This is a genomic window from Candidatus Terasakiella magnetica, assembly GCF_900093605.1.
GTDB lineage: Bacteria > Pseudomonadota > Alphaproteobacteria > Rhodospirillales > Terasakiellaceae > Terasakiella > Terasakiella magnetica.
In genome coordinates this window covers 183,268-203,350 of record NZ_FLYE01000044.1, presented here as the reverse complement: position 1 = coordinate 203,350, position 20,083 = coordinate 183,268, and the positions used below count along the sequence as shown (strand labels likewise).

General features: G+C 47.3%; 21 protein-coding genes, 1 tRNA gene and 1 other RNA gene. 10 read left to right on the top strand and 13 right to left on the bottom strand.

The window, feature by feature from the left end:
• Positions 1-10: 10 nt before the first annotated feature.
• The 3 genes from MTBPR1_RS13140 to MTBPR1_RS13130 are packed head-to-tail and all read right to left on the bottom strand — an operon-like array spanning position 11 to position 2,564.
• Positions 11-763: a substrate-binding periplasmic protein gene (locus MTBPR1_RS13140; protein WP_069189466.1), complete on the bottom strand. Its 753-nt coding sequence runs from the start codon at positions 761-763 to the stop codon at positions 11-13.
• Positions 764-773: 10 nt separating this feature from the next.
• A complete protein-coding gene (gene queG, locus MTBPR1_RS13135) occupies positions 774-1,808 on the bottom strand; it encodes a tRNA epoxyqueuosine(34) reductase QueG (protein WP_069189465.1) in 1,035 nt (344 codons plus the stop codon).
• Positions 1,809-2,564 carry a hypothetical protein gene (locus MTBPR1_RS13130; protein WP_069189464.1) on the bottom strand — a complete coding sequence of 252 codons (756 nt, stop codon included), beginning with the start codon at positions 2,562-2,564 and terminating at the stop codon, positions 1,809-1,811.
• Between the two features lie 72 nt (positions 2,565-2,636).
• On the opposite strand from MTBPR1_RS13130, the gene msrA reads away from it, so the two are divergent.
• Both msrA and MTBPR1_RS13120 read left to right on the top strand, forming a co-directional pair.
• A complete protein-coding gene (gene msrA, locus MTBPR1_RS13125; RefSeq protein WP_069189463.1) occupies positions 2,637-3,125 on the top strand; it encodes a peptide-methionine (S)-S-oxide reductase MsrA in 489 nt (162 codons plus the stop codon).
• A 162-nt stretch (positions 3,126-3,287) separates the two neighbouring features.
• Positions 3,288-4,028 (top strand): response regulator transcription factor, encoded by a 741-nt coding sequence (locus MTBPR1_RS13120; protein WP_069189462.1) that lies wholly within the window; start codon positions 3,288-3,290, stop codon positions 4,026-4,028.
• Here the strand turns inward: MTBPR1_RS13120 and MTBPR1_RS18330 are convergent.
• The 6 genes from MTBPR1_RS18330 to MTBPR1_RS13095 form a co-directional block, all read right to left on the bottom strand.
• Positions 4,025-4,291, bottom strand: coding sequence for a hypothetical protein (locus tag MTBPR1_RS18330; protein ID WP_240492906.1), 267 nt, complete (start codon positions 4,289-4,291; stop codon positions 4,025-4,027). The two genes, MTBPR1_RS13120 and MTBPR1_RS18330, sit on opposite strands and share 4 nt — an antisense overlap.
• Entirely contained in the window at positions 4,282-5,271 is a 990-nt protein-coding gene (locus tag MTBPR1_RS13115) for an NAD(P)/FAD-dependent oxidoreductase (RefSeq protein ID WP_240492905.1), read from the bottom strand. The genes MTBPR1_RS18330 and MTBPR1_RS13115 overlap by 10 nt, the downstream gene beginning before the upstream one ends.
• Positions 5,272-5,374: 103 nt before the next feature.
• Complete coding sequence (locus tag MTBPR1_RS13110; RefSeq protein ID WP_069189461.1) at positions 5,375-6,538, bottom strand: phosphoserine transaminase; 1,164 nt, start codon at positions 6,536-6,538, stop codon at positions 5,375-5,377.
• A gap of 183 nt (positions 6,539-6,721) precedes the next feature.
• Positions 6,722-8,110 carry an adenylosuccinate lyase gene (purB, locus tag MTBPR1_RS13105; RefSeq protein ID WP_069189460.1) on the bottom strand — a complete coding sequence of 463 codons (1,389 nt, stop codon included), beginning with the start codon at positions 8,108-8,110 and terminating at the stop codon, positions 6,722-6,724.
• An 80-nt stretch (positions 8,111-8,190) separates the two neighbouring features.
• Complete coding sequence (locus MTBPR1_RS13100; protein WP_240492903.1) at positions 8,191-9,411, bottom strand: MFS transporter; 1,221 nt, start codon at positions 9,409-9,411, stop codon at positions 8,191-8,193.
• 95 nt (positions 9,412-9,506) lie between these two features.
• Entirely contained in the window at positions 9,507-10,676 is a 1,170-nt protein-coding gene (locus MTBPR1_RS13095; protein ID WP_069189458.1) for an NnrS family protein, read from the bottom strand.
• Between MTBPR1_RS13095 and MTBPR1_RS13090 the strand changes: the two genes are divergently transcribed.
• Positions 10,675-11,451, top strand: a complete 777-nt coding sequence (locus tag MTBPR1_RS13090; RefSeq protein ID WP_420808127.1) for an MBL fold metallo-hydrolase — start codon at positions 10,675-10,677, stop codon at positions 11,449-11,451. The two genes, MTBPR1_RS13095 and MTBPR1_RS13090, sit on opposite strands and share 2 nt — an antisense overlap.
• On the opposite strand, the gene MTBPR1_RS13085 is transcribed toward MTBPR1_RS13090, so the two are convergent.
• From MTBPR1_RS13085 to MTBPR1_RS13080, 3 genes are all read right to left on the bottom strand, one after another.
• Positions 11,443-11,970: a class I SAM-dependent methyltransferase gene (locus tag MTBPR1_RS13085; protein WP_069189457.1), complete on the bottom strand. Its 528-nt coding sequence runs from the start codon at positions 11,968-11,970 to the stop codon at positions 11,443-11,445. The genes MTBPR1_RS13090 and MTBPR1_RS13085 overlap by 9 nt on opposite strands.
• 78 nt (positions 11,971-12,048) lie before the next feature.
• On the bottom strand, positions 12,049-12,222 hold the full coding sequence (locus MTBPR1_RS18165) for a hypothetical protein (protein WP_165602673.1): 174 nt from the start codon (positions 12,220-12,222) through the stop codon (positions 12,049-12,051).
• 365 nt (positions 12,223-12,587) lie between these two features.
• Positions 12,588-12,674 (bottom strand) — tRNA-Leu (locus MTBPR1_RS13080).
• A gap of 370 nt (positions 12,675-13,044) precedes the next feature.
• Here MTBPR1_RS13080 and MTBPR1_RS13075 point away from each other — a divergent pair.
• From MTBPR1_RS13075 to MTBPR1_RS13060, 4 genes are all read left to right on the top strand, one after another.
• Entirely contained in the window at positions 13,045-13,632 is a 588-nt protein-coding gene (locus tag MTBPR1_RS13075) for a YqaA family protein (protein WP_338031290.1), read from the top strand.
• Position 13,633: 1 nt separating this feature from the next.
• Complete coding sequence (locus MTBPR1_RS13070) at positions 13,634-14,152, top strand: disulfide bond formation protein B (protein WP_083223082.1); 519 nt, start codon at positions 13,634-13,636, stop codon at positions 14,150-14,152.
• Positions 14,153-14,172: 20 nt separating this feature from the next.
• Complete coding sequence (locus MTBPR1_RS13065) at positions 14,173-14,721, top strand: demethoxyubiquinone hydroxylase family protein (RefSeq protein ID WP_069189456.1); 549 nt, start codon at positions 14,173-14,175, stop codon at positions 14,719-14,721.
• A gap of 158 nt (positions 14,722-14,879) precedes the next feature.
• On the top strand, positions 14,880-17,699 hold the full coding sequence (locus tag MTBPR1_RS13060) for an MHYT domain-containing protein (RefSeq protein ID WP_126465235.1): 2,820 nt from the start codon (positions 14,880-14,882) through the stop codon (positions 17,697-17,699).
• A 104-nt stretch (positions 17,700-17,803) separates the two neighbouring features.
• Here MTBPR1_RS13060 and MTBPR1_RS13055 read toward each other — a convergent pair whose 3' ends face one another.
• Positions 17,804-17,986, bottom strand: a complete 183-nt coding sequence (locus tag MTBPR1_RS13055; RefSeq protein ID WP_069189454.1) for an RSP_7527 family protein — start codon at positions 17,984-17,986, stop codon at positions 17,804-17,806.
• Positions 17,987-18,120: 134 nt separating this feature from the next.
• Between MTBPR1_RS13055 and MTBPR1_RS13050 the strand changes: the two genes are divergently transcribed.
• From MTBPR1_RS13050 to rnpB, 3 genes are all read left to right on the top strand, one after another.
• Positions 18,121-19,035, top strand: coding sequence for a LysR family transcriptional regulator (locus MTBPR1_RS13050; protein WP_069189453.1), 915 nt, complete (start codon positions 18,121-18,123; stop codon positions 19,033-19,035).
• On the top strand, positions 19,032-19,640 hold the full coding sequence (locus MTBPR1_RS13045; protein WP_069189452.1) for an N-acetylmuramoyl-L-alanine amidase: 609 nt from the start codon (positions 19,032-19,034) through the stop codon (positions 19,638-19,640). Before MTBPR1_RS13050 ends, MTBPR1_RS13045 begins: the two co-directional genes overlap by 4 nt.
• A 32-nt stretch (positions 19,641-19,672) precedes the next feature.
• Positions 19,673-20,072: RNase P RNA component class A (gene rnpB, locus MTBPR1_RS13040), an RNA gene on the top strand.
• Positions 20,073-20,083: the final 11 nt, after the last annotated feature.

Genomic DNA, 20,083 nt, shown 5'->3' with positions numbered 1-20,083 from the left:
GCCCTTGAAATCAGAAGTTAAGATTGTGTTTTTTGATCAGTTTATCCAACAAGCCTTCCGCCTTCATGGCAGCAAGCTGTTGATTAAAGTCCTGCACAATCTTTTCATAATCCATTGTCTTTTTTGAAATGGTCATATGCAATGTACGTTGCGATAACGGTTTGTCAAGAAAGTCGATTTTTCCAAAATATTCAGGGTAGCGGGTATTGAGCAAATGTTTCACCACAAAGCGATCTTCAGGAAAGAGATCGATCAAGCCGTTTGAGACCCGCACAATGTTTGTGCGCAGATCAAGCGATGGCTTTTTCTTTAATTTCTGGGATGTATCAAACCCCTCCCCATAGGCATAATCGCGCACCGTCCCAATGGTATAAGGTTCTAGATCAGAAAGACTTTCAAACGTGATTTGATCTTCACTGCGCTTAAATAACACCAGATCATTGGTCAAATAATGATCGCTATAGACCATCTTTTTTTCGCGCTCTTTATTATACCAAGCTGCAATAATGCCGTGATAATTACCTGCTTCCACCCCTTTTAAGGCGCGCGTCCACGGCACGATATTGACCATCACATCATAACCTGCCCGGCGCAGTGCTGTGCTGACGATATCGGTTGCCAGCCCCTGATTAAGGATACGATCGCCCGTATAAGGCTCCCACTCATTGGCAACAAGGCGCAGGATTTCTGGGGGCTGAGCGACAAGAGGTTTTGAGCTAAAGAGAAACAGGGTAATTAAAAATACCTTTAAAACTGATATCATTTTTTTCCCCTTATCCTTTTTCTAAAATGCTTAGCGCCCATTTCGCCGTCTGGGCAATTACATGATGGTCATCATCAACCCATTTTTCAACTTTTTTAAAGAGATCATTCCGCTTTGAATTCACAATTGCGATAATCACATTGCGAATAAAGCGATGATGCTTGATACGTTTTACAGGGGAAGCACGAAAAAACTCTCTAAAGGCCGGATCATCCAGTTCAATCAAATCCCCCAAGCGTGGGGCGAGAAATTCAACCCGTGGCTTGAAGTCTTTTTCATTGGTTGTTTGGGTGAATTTAGTCCAGGGGCAAATGGCAAGACAATCATCACAGCCATAAATCCGATTGCCCATTTTCAAGGCAAGCTCCGGCTCAATCATGCCATCATGTTCAATGGTGAGATAGGAAATACATTTACGCCCATCGATCTGGCTTTCGCCCAAAAAAGCATCCGTTGGGCAGATATCCAAACAGCTTGAACAATTTCCACAATGATCTTTATGCGGCGCGTCAGGTTCAAGTTCCAGCGTGGTATATATTTCTCCCAAAAACAACCATGAGCCATAGGTGCGCGAGACCACGCACGTGTGCTTACCCTGCCAGCCCAATTGGGTTTGGGCCGCAAGTGGTTTTTCCATAACGGGTGCGGTATCGACAAAGACCTTGAGCTCACCATCCCATCGCTCCACCATTTCGCGTGCCAGTCTTTTTAGGCGTTTTTTCACCGTATCATGGTAATCCCGATTATAGGCATAACAGCTGATCACGCCTTTTTCAGGGTTATCAATCAGCGCGAGAGGATCATTTTTCGGCCCATAGTTCATGCCTAACACAATGATGGATTTCGCCTCGGGCCAAAGCACTTTCGGGTCTGCGCGGCGCTCTTGGGTGGTTTGCATCCACTCCATGGTGCCATAAAGCTCACGCGCATTAAATTCTTTCAAATCATCCTTATGCTGCTTGCTTGTTTGTGCCACACAAAAACCGATATCATCAAACCCCATTTCAAGGGCAAGGGTACGAATGGTCTGTTTCACATCTTCCATTTAAAGGCGCCCCTTTTCCAACAAATGCTCACAGGCTTTTTCCATATCAAAGGGCGACAAACAGACCCCATCGGTTTCGGCCCCTTCCATAGAAGCACTTAAATTGCCAGCATATAAAGGGCTTGGGCTTTTTTCTTTTAACAAATCCAAGGCCCTGCCCCCGCCATTAAGGATATCTTTCATCACAAGGGGGCTAAACATGCCAGCTTCTTCAACAATGGGGCAGGCCACAATATTATGAATGGCAGAGAGAAATTTCGGCCCAACGATTTGCGGCACCATTTGGCCTTCAATACGCTTGATGATGGAAAGGCAGGAATGGATATAGAAATCGAGAAAACTGTTATTTTCGCTAAAAACAAAAAAGGCATTATGGATTTTGTTAAAGGCTTTCAATCGGCCTTTGCCATCTTGTTGTATCCAGACCTCACGACCAAAAGCATATTCCTCATGAACCTGCACATCAAATTCTTGCGGGGCAAAAACCAGCATGTCGGCATCACACCAAATCACGCGTTCATAACCTTCTAAGAGCAGTTCCTTTGCCAGCATTAATCGACCCAAATCCGTTGCAACCACCAAACGATCTTTGGTTTTTTCACGATACCACTGGGGCACCCGTTCAAACATCTCATCACCGTAAAAGCGATAATCAAAGCCTTTTAAGGCCGCCCAATGGGCAACAGAATCCATGGATTTAGAAATCCATTGCGGGACATTTTCTGTGCGATAAGATTGATAAACGATGGTTTTCATCTTTTTCTTATACTGCGGTGTTTAACTTCGCGCAAACAGGGCTTATCTATATTTCAGCTCAAGGAGAAAACAATGGCTAAACAATATCAACCCGCCACCTTTGCTGCGGGATGTTTCTGGGGTGTCGAAGCGCGCTTTCGCGAACAAGATGGCGTTGTGGATGCTGAAGTAGGCTACACTGACGGTCATAAGCTTGACCCCACCTATCATGAGGTTTGCACCGACACCACAGGCCACGTTGAGGCCGTGCAGCTAAGTTTTGATCCTGATCGGGTGTCTTTTGATGACCTTGTGGAACTGTTCTTTAACCTGCACAACCCCACCACCTTAAACCGCCAAGGCCCCGATGTGGGAAGTCAATATCGCTCCGCCATTTTTTATCATAACGATGAGCAAAAACAGATCGCTGAAAAAATCATAGACCAACTCAACCAACAAAATCGATTCGCAGACCCCATCGTAACCCAAATCGCCCCTGCCACCACTTTTTATCGCGCAGAGGAATACCATCAGCGTTATTTCGATAAAAAGGGCCAAAAAGGGTCCTGTTACTTCAGCTAATTCAGCCCCAAACCCACCTTTAGATTTAGATAGAAAAGGTTATAGCAACTGTATAGTTGCATAACCCCTATCAACTTATACATTTAGACCGATTGAAGTTGAAGTGAATGTCATATAGTCATATTATTTCATAATATTTCAAAGGTTGAGTGCTTTAAAAGTATGAACGATGTTCGACACATACTGATTGTAGAAGATGACCCGGCTGTTGCTGATGTGGTGGCTGCTTGTCTTGAAGATGCTGAATTTGCGACAACAATTACATCTTCCGGTCAGGCTGCCCTTAACATCATTGCCGACACTCCTGTTGATCTGTGTGTTGTCGACCTTGGCCTGCCAGATATGGATGGGCTATCGCTCACACGTGAGATTAAAAGCCGCAGTGCAGCGGGCATTATCATTTTAAGCGGACGGGGCGAGACAACCGAGCGCATCATTGGCCTTGAAGTTGGTGCTGATGACTATCTTGGCAAACCGTTTGAGCCACGCGAATTGCTCGCACGTGTGCGCAGTATCATTCGACGCACCCAACCCTGTGTGCCCAATGACGTCAGTGCCCCCAATATTGAGACTGACCGTTCTGACATGTTCTTTGTGTTTGAAGGCTGGAAAGTCGATCTTTCTTCCCTTGAAATCACAGGACCAAATGGCTTGCACCCACAGCTTTCCAACAGTGAGTTCAATCTGCTTCAGGCCTTTATTGAACATCCAAACCGCATTCTATCACGCGACCAGCTTCTTGATCTGGTGCATGGCGATAACACGCCAGCTTTTGATCGCAGCATTGATGTGCAAATTACACGTCTGCGCAAAAAAATCGAAAGCGACCCCAAAACACCGAAATTTATTAAAACGGTACGCAATCGCGGTTATATGTTTACGGCAAAAGTCACCCGTAATTAAGCAATAGAGGCAAGATAAGCTTCCATAAAACGGGTCGGATCTTTCATCAAGGCCTCTTTCCAGCTCCCCAGTTTTACCCGGCTTTGAATAAGGCCACGCAACACACCCACATGGTTGGTACCCCCAACCACTTGTGCACCCACTAAAATATCACCGTCAAATTCCAACCGCACATAACGATAGCTGCCTTTATCTAGTGAAATAGCCTGCTCGCCCCCATCAACACCTTGCCATTGGCCAAAGGATGATGAAATCAGGCCCAATGTATAAGCACATTCATCACCAGTGAGCCCTGATAAGCGGCCTCAACCCCTGTCATATTAAGCGCTGCAATACGTCCATGTTCTGTAGCTGTGGGTTGGATAGCATGGACAGAGCGCCCGCCTGTTGAAAAGTCTAAGCCTTGAGCCACATCGCCTGCGCCATAAATGTCAGGCACAGAAGACTGCATATTGCGATCAATCAGAATACCCGCTTCCATCTCCAGCCCTGTATCTTTCAAAAAGTCCACATTGGGCTGAACCCCAGCGGCGACCACAACCAGATGAGCAGGGATTTGATGCCCATTATCCAGATCAACCAGCAAGGTATCTTCATCAACGCCTGTGTTGGGTTCCAGCTTGGTGATTTTGGTGTTGGTATGTACTGACACCCCTTTAAACTGGCACCAATCTTTCAACATTGTACCCGCGTTATCATCCAACATGCGTGGCACCATACGATCACCCATTTCAACAACGGTCAATTTCACATTGCGCAGGGCCAAAGCCTCTAAAATAATACAGCCGATAAACCCTGCCCCAAGCAACACCACATGGGCACCTTTATGGGCCAGCTCAATGATCTTGCGGGCATCTTCCAAGGTCCAGCAATGATGAACACCGGGCTGGTCTAAACCGTCAATAGGTGGTTTTACCGGACGTGAACCTGTGGCAACCAGAAGCTTGTCATAAGGTTCCACATCACCATTACACAAGGTGACACTCTTGGCCTTGGCATCAACGGATATGGCCTTATTTTGGCGCAAACTGATCTTATGATCGCGATAAAAATCATCAGAGCGTTTAATATGGGTGCCCTGTTCTTCAATATTACCGACCAGCAAATAAGGGATCGCCATGCGTGAATAAGGGGGCTCTGGTTCATCACCAACCAGAACGATTTCACAGTCAGGATCGTTTTTGCGCAGTGTTTCTGCGGCTACAACCCCGCACGGGCCTGCCCCCAAGATCACATGTTTCATTGCCATTTCCCTTTTAAAGCCACCTTAACGACTTAAAAGAGTATGCTTTTCACATGCTTCAAACAAGGAAATCAGTTGCCGCAACGCAACAAGGCAGCGGGACTTAAAACTCCTTGGAGACTTCTGCCAAGGCCCAATCGATCCATGGCGTGAGCAGTTTTAAATCAGATGCTTCCACCGTTGCCCCACACCAAATGCGCAAGCCCACAGGTGCTTCTTTATAAGCACCAATATCATAGGCGGCTTCTTGCTCATCGAGCAAAGCAACCACACGCTTTGCCGCCTTGGCTTGGTCTTCTTCGCTAAGGGCTACAAACCAATCCGCTGTAATTTTTAAACAGACAGACGTACTGGACCGTGTTTCAGCATTTTTGGCAAGAAACTCAACACCAGCGGTTTTTGCGACCCACTCCTGCATCACAGCCAGATTATCTTGCGAACGCTTGATCAAACCTGAAAGGCCGCCAAGGCTTTTAGCCCATTTTAATCCATCCAAGGCATCTTCCACACATAACATGGAGGGCGTGTTAATGGTCGCGCCCGTAAAGATACCTTCAATCAATTTTCCGCCCTTGGTCATGCGGAAAATTTTCGGCAAAGGCCAAGCAGGTGTATAGCTTTCCAGACGCTCCACCGCGCGTGGTGATAAGACCAACATGCCATGCGCACCTTCACCACCCATGACTTTTTGCCAGCTATAGGTCAGCACATCGACTTTTTCCCAAGGAATATCCATGGCAAAAACAGCCGAGGTCGCATCCACGATTGTCAGCCCTTCGCGCTGATCCTCAATCCAATCCCCATTTGGCACACGCACCCCTGATGTGGTGCCATTCCATGTAAAGACAACATCACGGCTGAAATCAACTTGGGCTAAATCCGGCAACTCTCCATAGGGCGCATCCAGCACACGCACGTCATTCAGCTTTAGCTGGTTTTGCACATCATTGACCCAGCCTTTACCAAAGCTTTCCCACGCCAGCATATCCACACCGCGCGCCCCAAGCAGCGACCAGAGCGACATTTCAACCGCGCCCGTATCAGAGGCCGGCACAATTGCCACCCGATAGTCCGCTGGAATGCCCAAAACGGCCTTGGTACGTTCAATCACCTCGCCAAGTTTTTCCTTACCGATCTTAGCGCGGTGGGAGCGACCAAGCGGCGCATCCTTTAGGGCAGATAAATCATAGCCGGGACGTTTTGAACATGGCCCGGAAGAAAAATTTGGATTATCCGGTTTTTGTGATGGTTTTGGCAGAGTTGTCATGAAAAAACGCCCTATTCAGCATAAACAGTCCTAATAACCCGTGCCTTATACCCAATTGAGCAAAAGCTGACAATAAATGAAAAATTGTAACCAAGGCCCGCCCGCTTTATTCTATCTGAAATAAAAAAAGACTGCCCTTGATCCCCAAAGGCAGCCTTTTCTTTATTTGTATCAAACGATGCTTTACGCAAACACACGATCAAAGATCACATCAACACGTTTTGTGTGATAGCTGATGGAATCTTCATCCAGAAGCGTTTTAAGCTGATCAACCGTCAAATGCTCTGTCAGACCTTCGTCTTTAGACAGGAAGAAGAACAAGCGGTTATCGTGGTTCTGTGCTTCTTTTTCCGTCTCATCCATCACAACTTCACCATCTGGGTTATCCGGGTCAATGCCGTAGGATTTCCACACACGCATAGCGTTGCGTTGCACGATACGGTAGCTGTCTTCACGCGAGACGTTATTTTGTGTCAAGAACAACAAAACGCGCTGTGCATCATGCACCCCACCGAAGTTATTCATGTGATCCAACATATTTTGTGGATAGACAACCAGTTTCTCAATGGTGCCTGCCAAACGGCCCAAAGCAAAATCAAGGGTCACTGTGGCATCAGGACCGATCATACGCTCAACAGAAGAGTGTGAGATATCACGCTCGTGCCACAAGGCAACATTTTCCAAAGCAGGTGTTACAGACATACGCACCGCACGGGCCAGACCTGTGAGGTTTTCAGTCAGGATCGGGTTGCGTTTGTGTGGCATCGCACTTGAGCCTTTTTGGCCCGGTGCGAAATATTCCTGTGCTTCACGCACCTCTGTGCGCTGCATATGGCGAATTTCAATGGCAATATTTTCCATTGAAGAGGCAATCATACCCAAAACGCAGAAATAGTTTGCATGGCGATCACGTGGGATCACTTGGGTAGAGATCGGCTCTGGGCTCAGGCCCATCTGTTCAGCCACATATTCTTCAACACGGGGGTCAACATTGGCAAATGTCCCAACCGCACCGGAAATGGCACAAGTGGCAATTTCTTCACGGGCATTGACCAGACGCTCACGGTTACGTTTCATCTCTGCATAAAAACGCGCAAACTTCAGACCCATGGTCACAGGCTCAGCATGAATACCGTGAGAGCGACCGATACAAACCATATATTTGGTTTCTTCAGCACGTGTTTTCAGCGCTGCGAGTAAACGGTCCATGTCTTTAAGCAGAAGGTCTGCGGCCTGCATCATCTGCACACCAAGACAGGTATCTAAAACGTCAGAAGAGGTCATGCCCTGGTGAACAAAGCGCGCTTCAGCACCAACATTTTCAGAAAGCTCTGTCAAAAACGCGATCACGTCGTGTTTGACTTCCATTTCGATCTCGTCAATGCGTGCGATACGTTCTGGCGTATATTCCTTGTTGCCTTTATCCCACACCACTTTGGCTGTGCCTTCAGGAACAACATTGAGCTCTTCCATTTTGGTCAAAGCGTGGGCTTCAATTTCAAACCAGATACGGAACTTGTTAGCTGGTTCCCAAATATCGGTCATTTCTTTGCGGGAATAACGCGGGATCATGGCACTCTCTTCTTTCTACAAATATGAAGGGGTAAACTTGCGCCTGCTTATGGCAGAAAAGAGTCACTTTTTAAAGAAAATTATGACTCTTTCCTTGGTAGAATGAACCAAATATAGCTCACAACCTGTAAAGCCAAGAACATACCAAAGGCCGCTTTATAGGCCTCTTGCGCATAAGCACCACTCTCTGCCACAGGCCAGAGGTTGATCACCCAGCCGCTCACAGATTGTAAAATAAAGATGGTGATAAAAACCAAAAGATTTATCGCCGTATTGACCCGTCCAGCCAAATGGGTGGGGAAATGTTGGGATAGGACAGCATATTGTAAAATGCCCGCTGTGCCAAAAAAGCTAAAGCCAATCCAGAAAAGTGGGTAGTCCACCGCCCATTCCATAATCACCGCCACCTGACAGCACATGAAGATAAACATACAGAGCCCGGCCACATGGGATGTTTTGATCCCCCGCCTGCCCAAGCGCTCACTCAACGCCCCAAGCCCCAAAAAGCCAACCACCATGGCAACGGCGAGCCAGAAAAGCGTATTGGCCACATCGCCTCTTTCCAAACCGGCAATATCGCGCTGCCACGGGCCAACCCACAGGCTTTGAATAGAAATAAAGGTGGCTTGGGACATCATGGTGATGGGGGCAATGCGCCAGAAAAAGGAACTGGTGAAAACTTCATACACACCAGCCAATTGCTCTTGCAGGGTGGTTTTATGTTCTGGTCGCTTAGTCGGCGGCACCAGCACAAAAACAACCAAGGCACAAACAAGTGTGAGAACTGCCAAACCCCAAAAACCACCACGCCAGCCAAATTCCTGCACCACAAGTTCAGTCGGTGCTGTGCCTGCAACCGCGCCCAACCCACCAGCCGCCATGATAAACCCATTAACGAGCGGCAGTTTCGATGCCTCATAAAAAACCGTAAAAGCCTTAAAAGACGCCATCAAACAAGCTGAAACCCCAAAGCCAATAAGCGCACGCCCGGCAATAAGTGTTGCACTATCTTGCGCCACAGCAAAAAGCACAGCCCCCATGGCGGCAAAGATCAATAAGGCGGCTTCAACAATGCGTGGACCATATTTATCCAGCAACACCCCTAAGGGGATTTGAAAAGCGGCAAAGGTGAGGAAATAAGACGCGGTCAACAAGCCCAACACATCCGGCCCCAAGCCCAAATCGGCGACCAAATCCGGTGCAATCACCGCATTGACCACCCGATAGAGGTAAGATAGGAAATAGCCAAAGGCAAAGGGGATAAACACCCGCATAACCATGGCAAGGGGGCTGTAAGTCACATTCTTCTCCACTTAACTTGCGAATAGTGACTATGAAGCCTCACCTAATAACTTTCAATCGCAACTAATACTTAGATGGTTTATGAGCAAACGCCCTAACCCGGTAGCCCATCAATGCGTGGCTTGATCAAAATTGGTGCATAAACAATGGCAAAGAGCAGAAAGCCCAGCACCCATAAGCCACCTGAGGCAATCACCCAGCTTTCGCCCATGGCAAAGGTGCGCATGGCAGTTGCCATAAAAACCAACATATAAGACAGTACCGTCAAAAGCGATGCCACCAATGGTCGGCCGGAATGGCCCAGTGCTGCGCGCGAGGCCACAGCCAAAATCAACAGACCAATCCCCCCTGTTGTGAGCGCATGAAGGGCTGAATTTGCATCTGACCAAAGGGAAAAATCCGTTAAAGCTTTTAGAGCAAAGCCAATGGGAAGCCAGATATAAGCCGCATGGAGCACCCAAACAATTGGGTTATCAAGGGTGTGCAAACTATGCCAGCCCAGCATGCGATAAAATAAAACCACTGCAGCAAGCCCAGCAACACTCCCGCTTAACAAGGAAGGTGCATCCAGCAGAGTTAACACAGCTGTTGCGAGGACCAGAATCACGGCTGTTAAATGGGTCCATTGCGGTGTGTGACAGGTGATTTCACTTTGGTATTTCAGCTTCAAGGCATTTTGTGTGAAGGCAGGGATCACACGCCCACTGATCAAAGTGGCAATGGCGACAATCACATAGACACCGGCGCGCACCGCCGTTGGCTCATCCCAAAAATGCCAGACCACATTACAAGCAAAGAAAGAAAACAAAATAACCCCAACAATATAGTTGCGCTTATTACCTGAGCCCACAAGCCGTCGGGTGATTTCAAGGGCGATCAAGGGCAGGTAGAGTAAGTCAAACCAGGCGAGAAAGAACAGTTCCTCATTGAGCTCTGCCAATGAAAACCCAATGCGCCCAAGCAGCCAGATTGCGGCAAGGAAAATGACTTTATTGCCTTGGAAGTTTTCCGTATTTGTCCATTTTGGCACCGCCGCCATGAGAAAACCGCTGATGGCCGCAGCACTAAACCCAAACACCATTTCATGACCATGCCAAAAGGAGGAGATTTCAAGTTGCCCCACATAGGCGGCAATCCACAGGCCAAGAAAGAGAACTGCCGAGAGGGCCGTAAACAGAAAGAACACCCGATGACCTGATGAAAAAAGCGCCGGGCCGTTATATGTTTTTACAGGCTCGCCAACATCTAAAAAGACACGTGTCATGGGATTTTCTCTTATTCTCTCTAATTCACCATATTTCGCTTGGTTATGGCTAGATTATCTCTCTGTTTCGTTGACTTTCGTCAACCCAGTTTACATACTGCGCCCACATACATCATTTTTTGAAGATAAATTAATCGGTCGCGCCATGAAAGCTACACTCATCCCTGTTACCCCTTTCGCCCAGAACTGTTCTCTTATCTGGTGTGAAGACACTATGAAAGGCTGCCTTGTAGACCCGGGCGGGGACGTGGCAACGATTCTTGAAGCGGTTAAAAACGAAGGGGTGACTTTAGAGAAAATTCTCTGCACCCACGGTCACCTTGATCATGTGGGCGGTGTTGCTGAACTGGCAAGCAACCATGACCTCCCCATTGAAGGCCCGCATAAAGATGATGATTTTTGGATTGACCAGTTGGCTGACCAATGCGTGCAATTTGGCTTTCCCGATACGGAAGACTTCACGCCGACTCGCTGGCTCAATGATGGTGATACGGTCAGCTTTGGCAATGTAACCCTGGAAGTATTGCACTGTCCGGGCCACACGCCGGGCCATGTGGTGTTTTTTGATCAAACATCACGGGTTGCCATTGTGGGTGATGTTCTTTTCCAAGGCTCCATCGGGCGCACGGATTTCCCCAAAGGCAATCATGACGATTTGATCAATGCCATTAAGACCAAACTCTTCCCCTTGGGTGATGATGTGGTCTTTATCCCCGGTCACGGCGGACTTTCCACCTTTGGTGATGAAAGACGCAGCAACCCGTTTTTACAATAGGCTTTGCAAGGATTGCGGGCCTTGTGCCTTTATCGCGCAAATGCGTTGCACGACCTTTTCGCCCTCAATGCCTTGTTCATAGGCCACGACTTGTAACTGGCCTTCAACCAGCTTAAGCAGCTCCCCCGGTTTTAACAGAAAATCGGGGCTGCGCGGGCGGCCAAACTGGTCATTGCCCAGACCAAATGTCTCATAAATCAACACGCCATCTTGTTTTAAGCTGGTGAGCATAGCGCCTAAATGGGCGCGATAGAGATAATTGGTCACCACAATGGCATCAAAGGAATCGGGGGCAAAGGGCCAGTCTTTGCCATCTTCCAAATCCATTTGCGTGATTTGTGCACCTGATTTACCTGATAGATCGCCCACGGCCTCAATATTCTTATCAACAAAGCGAACCTGATGGCCTGCCTTTAAAAACAAGCGCCCATGACGCCCGCCCCCACAGGCGAGGTCCAGCACAGATGCGCTTTCTTTCACAAGCGGTGCAAACCGTTCAACCCAACGCGATGCGAGCATTTTACCTACCTTAAAAAAACAAAACCCCGCAGATCATAAAGATGCGGGGTTAAAATACACGAAAAAAAGAAACGCTTGTTACTTCATGCCATAGACCGGAAAGCCCATCCAGCCCGTTGCGGCTTTCTTGGCAGGTTTCTCTTCAACAACTTCACTCTCGACTTCGGGCTCCGCAGATGCAGAAGGTGCCGCGTGGCTATCCACTTGGGCATCACATTCATCCATCATGTCCCATACCATTTGGGGGTCCATCGTGATCTCCTAGACGCTTTGTTTTTTTGGTCTTCGTTATCGTTGCTATTTTTGTAACCAAAATTATATGGCATTGCAACATATTTGTAAAAAATAGAGTCTTAAAACGAAATATTATTACAATCATCACTTTATATCAGAAGCTTAACACAAAGCTCACAAAATTGATATTAACCATTAGAAGTATGGCCTTACCCCCTCACTAACCCTTTATGCTTAGAGGATGGATGATGAGGCGACATTATAGGATTTTGCGCCAACCGTTTGCAGGGCAGTACAGTCCAACTATAAAGTCTACAGGGAATATTTTAATACTGATGGGATATAGGCAATAAAAAACCGAGCCATACAAAGGACTTGAAGAGTGGTAGCGGTGGCCGGAGTCGAACCGGCACGTCCGTAAGGACAAGGGATTTTGAATCCCTCACGTCTACCAATTCCATCACACCGCCTCGGTGTCCTTCATAGGCTCGGTTACCTCCTTGTAATTCCTGAACTCAAGGTTCGCAAGATGTTTTTTGCGAGCCTTGAAACTATACATCACGCTTAAGCGCACTATACGGAATTCAAGGAGTATAAATCGTTCAAAACAAAAGAGTTAAACGATCTTAAATTCTGTTTGGAGGGGATAAGCCCTCTCCCAATCCTTTGACGCTCACAAAGAGCTGTCTGAGTTGGTGAGCAGTCGTTTAGCACACACAAAATTAGGATGTAAAGTGCCTTTGACACATTTTTTTCATCTTTATCGCTCATAAACATTGTCTCAGAACGGCCCCTGCGTTAAATAGCCCTTCTAAACAGCGCGCAAAGAACAGGATCAATATGCACGTGTTACAACGACTTTATGACTGGACAATGGGACTTGCGGCACATCGCCATGCCCTTATGATTCTGGCTCTTATCTCTTTTGCCGAAAGCTCTTTCTTTCCCATTCCCCCAGACATTCTTTTGATCCCCATGGTCTTGGCAGCAAGAGATCAGGCGTGGAAAATCGCTTTTGTCTGCACGCTCTCTTCTGTTTTAGGGGGAATCGCAGGCTATGGCATTGGCTATGGCTTCTTTGAGGCCCTTGGTCAACCTGTCTTGGAATTCTACCATGCGGTTGAGAAATTCGATGCGGTGAAAGAACTTTATAACGAACATGGTGTGCTTATCGTCTTTTCTGCGGGCTTCTCCCCCATTCCTTATAAGCTCTTTACCATTGCCAGTGGCGTCACCCAGATGGATGTAACCTCCTTTGCCCTGACCTCACTCGTTGGGCGGGGTTTGCGCTTTTTCCTTGTCGCAGCCCTCTTGTGGAAATTTGGTGAGCCAATTCGTGAATTTATCGAAAAGCACTTAGGCAAACTTACGCTTATTTTCGTCCTGCTGCTAGCAGGTGGTTTTGCTCTCATTAAGTTATGGCACTGATATGACTTACCTGATTGAACGGATCTCCCAAAACCCGAAACTGCCCGGCCTGTTTATCTTTATTGTCTGCCTGATCGCCCTTGGCACTGCCTTCTTTGTGGAATACGGCCTTGGTATTGATCCCTGCATTTTATGCCTTTATCAGCGTATCCCTTATGTGGCGGCGGGCCTGTTTGCCTTATTTGCCATCGTTTCCAAACCCGGTGGTTTTACCCAGCAGGCAGCGCTTCTTGGATGTGCTATTGCCTTTATGAGCGGGGCCTCCATCGCTTTTTATCATTTTGGCGTGGAAGAACAATGGTGGGCGGCTAGCTGTAGCGGGGCGCAAGACCTTAATATGAGCCTTGATGACCTCAAAGCCTCCATCATGGCAGAACCCTTGAAACCATGTGATAGCAAGGATTGGGTCATGCTAGGCCTGTCTGTCACGGTTTATAATACGCTGGGCAGCCTATTTTTGGCACTAAGCAGCTTTACGAGCCTGCTGATCATCCGTAAACTAAAAGAACATTCCCGCTAAGACGTAAGTTGAGAAGCAACATGACAAGCCCTAAAGGACATATGCCCGGTGACCTCAACCATGAGGAAATGATTGACCGTATGGTTCGCGTGGACCAAGCCGGTGAATATGGGGCTGTTCGCATTTATAAAGGACAGATAGCTGTTTTAGGGCGCGGGGATAAAAAAGAACTCCTCCAACATATGTTGGAACAAGAAGAAGTCCATCTGGATACCTTTAATAAAATGGCCGCCAAACGGCGTGTGCGCCCCACCATCTTGACCCCCATCTGGCACGCGGCTGGCTTTGCCTTAGGTGCCGGCACCGCCCTTTTAGGGGAAAAAGCCGCAATGGCCTGTACGGTGGCGGTTGAAGAAACCATTGATGGACATTACGCCGATCAAATTAAAGAATTAGGCGATTCGGAGCCTGGTTTAAAAGAAACTTTTGAAAAATTCCGTGAAGAAGAGCTTGAACACCGCGATATCGGTTATGAACATGGCGCACAAGACGCGCCGGGCTATTCAATCCTGAGTAAAGCGATCAAAACTGGCTCCAAATTCGCCATTTGGGTGTCTGAACGGTTCTAAAGGTCTATTTTTTCTCGTACTTTTTTGACCTATGTAAATCCACATTGCAGCTATTTGCGTTATTTATGATATATTGATGATAAATAACATTAAAATGTCGTACTGCCGTGCTAGATCGTTTTATACAGTTTGAAAGTCAAAATTTGCTCACTGAGTCCGTGATAAACGGAAGCTATGATGCAAAGCTTGTCCTAACCTCCCTCACTTTGGCGGTGCTGGCAGCTTATGCCACTTTTGGCATTTCAAAACGTATTCAAGTTACCGATAATCCCAATAGTCGACTGGTCTGGTATTTAGCAGGCTCCATTGTCATGGGCGGCGGTGTCTGGTCCATGCATTTTGTCGGCATGCTGGCCTTTCATATGGATGTCAGGGTGGCTTATGACACCACCTTAACAATCCTGTCCATCATCCCTGCCATTATCGCAAGCTTTGTCACCCTTTGGTCGATCAGCCGTGAAAAATTCAATGTCTCGCGCTTGCTCTGTTGTGGGGTGATCATGGGGGCAGGCATTGGTTTGATGCATTATATGGGCATGGCGGCTATGTTGATGGATGCCGCCATATATTATGACCCATGGCTTTTTGCAGCCTCCATCGTGACGGCTGTGGTATTGGCTATTGTGTCCCTGTCCTCCCATATCTTTCTTGAAAAATCGACGGTTTGTAACCTTGCGAAACACCGCACCATTGTAAGCGCCCTTTTCATGGGATTTGCGGTTTCCGGCATGCATTATGTTGCCATGTCTGCTGCGCATTTTTATCCTGATGTGTGTGATGTCCCCATTGAAGAGGCCATGGATGCAACCTTGCTGGGTGTGATTGTCTCACTGGGCTCTCTCATGCTGACCTCACTGGCCATAGCCTCCACACTGGCGGGCTATTATTTCCAGTCCATGACCAAACTTAATGCAGAAACCGAGCGCCTTAAAGAAATGAGGCTACAACAGATCAAGCTTTCCCAAGCTATGGAACAAAGCCCCTATTCCATTATGATCACAGCCCTGAACGGCACGATTGAATATGTAAACCCGAGCTTTCAAAGCCTGACAGGATACACTCTAGACGAAATCATCGGGCGCAGCCCCAAATTCCTGCAAACGGGAAAAACAAAACCTGAAGAATATAAAGCCCTTTGGGAAACCCTACTTGCAGGAAACGATTGGCATGGCGAATTTCATAATAAGAAAAAAGACGGCTCCCTTTTTTGGGAAAGCGCCTTTATCAGCCCGGTCAAAGACGATGAGGGCGAGACAATTAATTTTATCGCCATTAAAGAAGATATTACAGATAAGAAAAAAACCGAAGAAGAACTAAAGGCAGCCGTTGCCCTTGCCAAAAGAACCGCTGAAGAAGAAAGTCTGTTGGAAAAACTCCTTCAGTTGACCGTCACCGAGCTTTCCACAAAAGACTATCTCCATCAGTCTTTAGATATCCTGCTCGAAGACATGCCGCTGTTTCGCATTCAACAAAAAGGCGTGGTCTTTTTAGCTGATGAAGAAACAGAGACCTTAAATATGGTCTATGCCAAAGGGGTCAATGAAGATTTAAAAAGCATCTGTAATACGGTGAGCTATGGCACCTGCCTGTGCGGTAAAGTGGCCAACCAGAAAAAAGAAATGATCAGCACCCATGTGGATGACGACCATGATAACCATCCCAAAGGGATGAAAGATCATGGGCATTTCACCATGCCTTTGATGGAACAGGATAAATTGTTGGGGGTGTTGACCATGTATCTCCACCCCGGGGTTGGCGTTGATGAGCATGACACCAACTTCCTGCTTCGCATCGGCGATGTTCTCAGCATCGGTATTGAGCGCCGCCAAGCTCAAAAAGAACTGGTCAGTGCCAAAAATGCGGCTGAAAATGCAGCCGATGCCAAGGCCCAGTTCCTCGCCACCATGAGCCATGAAATCCGCACGCCGCTAAATGGCATTATCGGCATGACAGGTTTGTTAATGGATACGGATTTAAATCCAGAACAACATGCCATCACCCATACAATCCACGAGTCTGGTGATATCTTACTGAACGTTATCAACGATATCTTAGATTTCTCAAAGCTTGATGCGGGCCATATGGAAATTGAGAAAATCCCGTTTAACTTAACCGACCTGTGTAACAGCATTTGTCGCATGATGGATTTTAAGGCCAAAGAAGCCAAAACCACGATTGAGCGTGATTATGAGGAATCTCCTAATATTTACCTCAGTGATAGCGGGCGTATTTCTCAGGTGCTGGTCAATTTAATGGGCAATGCGGTGAAATTTGCACCACAAGGTCAAATTGCCTTGAAAGTATTCCCAACGGGCCAAGGAAATACCATGCGCTTTGAGGTGCATGATAACGGCATTGGTATTGCAGCTGAAAAACAGCTCCATCTTTTTGATAGCTTTACTCAAGTTGATGCCTCAACGTCGCGCAAATATGGCGGTACAGGCCTTGGGCTCGCCATTTGTAAAAAGCTCACCAACGCCCTTGAAGGCACCATTGGGGTCAACAGCCAAGAGGGTGAAGGCAGTGTCTTTTGGTTTGAGGTCCCGCTTGAGCTTCATTCTTCAAAAGCCATTGCCCATAAAAAAGAAACCGAACCCCAAAAGATCATGCGTTCCTTCCATATTTTAGTGGCAGAAGACAACATCATTAATCAGAAGGTGGCGAAAGGCTATCTTGAAAAACTCGGTCATAAAGTTGACCTTGCCAATGATGGTAAAGAGGCCGTTTCACAGTATCAACAAACGACATATGACCTGATCTTGATGGATATGCAAATGCCGGAAATGGATGGTATTGAAGCCACCCAATCCATTCGCAAACTAAACCTTTACGAAAACGAAACCCCCATCGTGGCACTCACCGCCAATGCGACAAAACATGATGAGGAAAATTGCCTTAAAGCTGGCATGAACGGTTTTATTTCCAAACCCATGACCGTTGCAAAGCTGGAAGAAACTCTCATTGGGTTGATGAAATAAAAAAACCCCCTTGCACCTGGGAGGAAGCACAAAGGGATTTTTCGGGGACGTCTTTTGTTTCAAAGATAAAACAACAGGTCTTGGGAGGTTTACCTGTGTTTTATTTAAGAATGAGCCAGTTTAGAGCTGCCTGAGACATTCAAATGTAACTGTTTAGAGACCCAGCTGCGCAATGTAGAAAAGAAGGTCCATGTCGCTTCAGAACGCAGAACATGTGCACGTGCCATGGCCTTGTCGATATCTTGCTGCGTCAAAGGCTGAGCTTCTAAAATCATATAATCTTGCATAGGTCTTCTCCTAAAGTGTTTTTCTTGGATTGTTTATTTCCTTGAAGAAGAAGATATTTCTTTTCCATAAAAATGATAATATAGTATATTTTCACATCACTTGTGAATTTTAGGCACAGATAAGGTCCCCGCCCATGAGCAAAGAAAGCCAAATGTATATTTTTGCTCAGGCCGTAAAGGACGGTAGTTTCTCTGCTGCGGCCCGCCACCTTCACCTCACCCCCTCAGCCATTAGCAAACAAATCAGCGCACTTGAAGACCGCCTTGGCGTGCGTCTTTTAAACCGCACCACACGCAAACTTAACCTGACAGAAGCTGGTGCGCGTTATCTGGATCATTGCCAGCGTATCCTGTCTGAAATTGAAAATGCGGAAAGTGAAGTCGGCGGCATGCGCGATGCGCCAAAAGGGACCTTGCGGGTTAATGCCCCAGTTGTGATGGGGGCCAGACGTATCGCCCCCTTACTGGTTGAATTTCGCGAACGCTATCCTGAGATTAATGTGGAGATGAACCTGACTGATACCCGCGTGGATTTAATGGATACAAATGATGATGTGGCCTTGCGCATTGGCGAGGAGCTTTATGATTCCACCATGATAGCACGCAAAATCTGTAAATTGCGCCGCATTGTCTATACCTCCCCGCTTTATATTGAAAAATATGGCGAGCCCCAAGCACCCCAAGAGCTGCTTGATCACAACTGCATTACATATAACGAGCCTGCCTATCTCAATGACTGGCCCTTTATAAATTGCCCGGGGCAAAAAATTTATAAGGTGAAAGGCAGCTTCGTCAGCAACAATGGTGAGGCCCACCATTATGCCGCCTTACAAGGCCTTGGCATTGCCCGCCTTGCCACATTATTAGCGGGTGAAAAACTTAAAAATGGGGAGTTAGTTGAAATTTTGCGCGATTTTGAGCCGCCTTCGCGTGTGTTTTTCTGGGCGCTCTACCCACAAAATCGCTATGTTACGCCCAAACTTCGTGTCTTTATAGATTACCTGCTTGAAAAGCTCAGTCCAATACCACCATGGGACCAATATCAATGATGGATATCACCCAATCCCCCTCGCCAAATTTTGATGACCGCCCTATTGATCTACCTATCGATATGCTGATTCTGCATTACACAGGCATGAAAACAGGCGCCAAAGCGCTTGAGCGTATGTGTGATCCTGCTGCTGAAGTCAGTGCGCATTATATGGTGGAAGAAGACGGCTCGATCTTTCAACTGGTTAGCGAGGATAAACGCGCTTGGCACGCTGGTGTGGCTTTTTGGCGTGGACATACAAACATCAATGCGCGCTCAATTGGCATTGAGATTGTGAATCCCGGTCATGAATGGGGATACCGCCCTTTTCCTGAGGCGCAAATCATGGCTGTTATTACGCTTTGCAAAAGTATCCTTTCGCGCCACATGATTGAGCCACGCAATATCATCGGCCATAGTGATGTGGCCCCCACACGCAAGATGGACCCGGGCGAACTCTTTCCCTGGGAGTTGCTTGCCCATGAAGGCATCGGCATTGGTGAATTTGAAGGTGAAGCCAGCCAAGAAACACTTGCTGAATTTGGCTATGACATCACAGATTGGCAAGCAGCCTTAACAGCCTTTAATCGCCATTTTCGCCCTGAAAACCTTCTTAAAGCTTGACCCTCAGTATAATCGGCCTTAAGTCAAACCTGTCAGGTGGTTGGATGATCGCTCTTTTGCTGGTAACGGCTTGAGGGAGGAAAGTCCGGGCTTCATGGATATACGGTGCCGGATAACGTCCGGCGAGGGTGACCTTAGGGAAAGTGCCACAGAAAGCAAACCTCCACACAAGCTTCGGCGTAACGTGTGGTAAGGGTGAAAGGGTGCGGTAAGAGCGCACCGCCCGCCTAGCAATAGGAGGGGCACGGTAAACCCCACCGGGAGCAAGACCGAATAGGGATGGACGGCGGATTAAACGGGCCGCAGATGTATATTCACATCACGCATCCGGGTGTGTCGCGCGAGGCATTTGGCAACAAATGTCCCAGACGAATGATCATCTATCCTGCTTTTGCAGGGGGACAGAACCCGGCTTACAGACCACCTGACTTAATTTCTTTTAT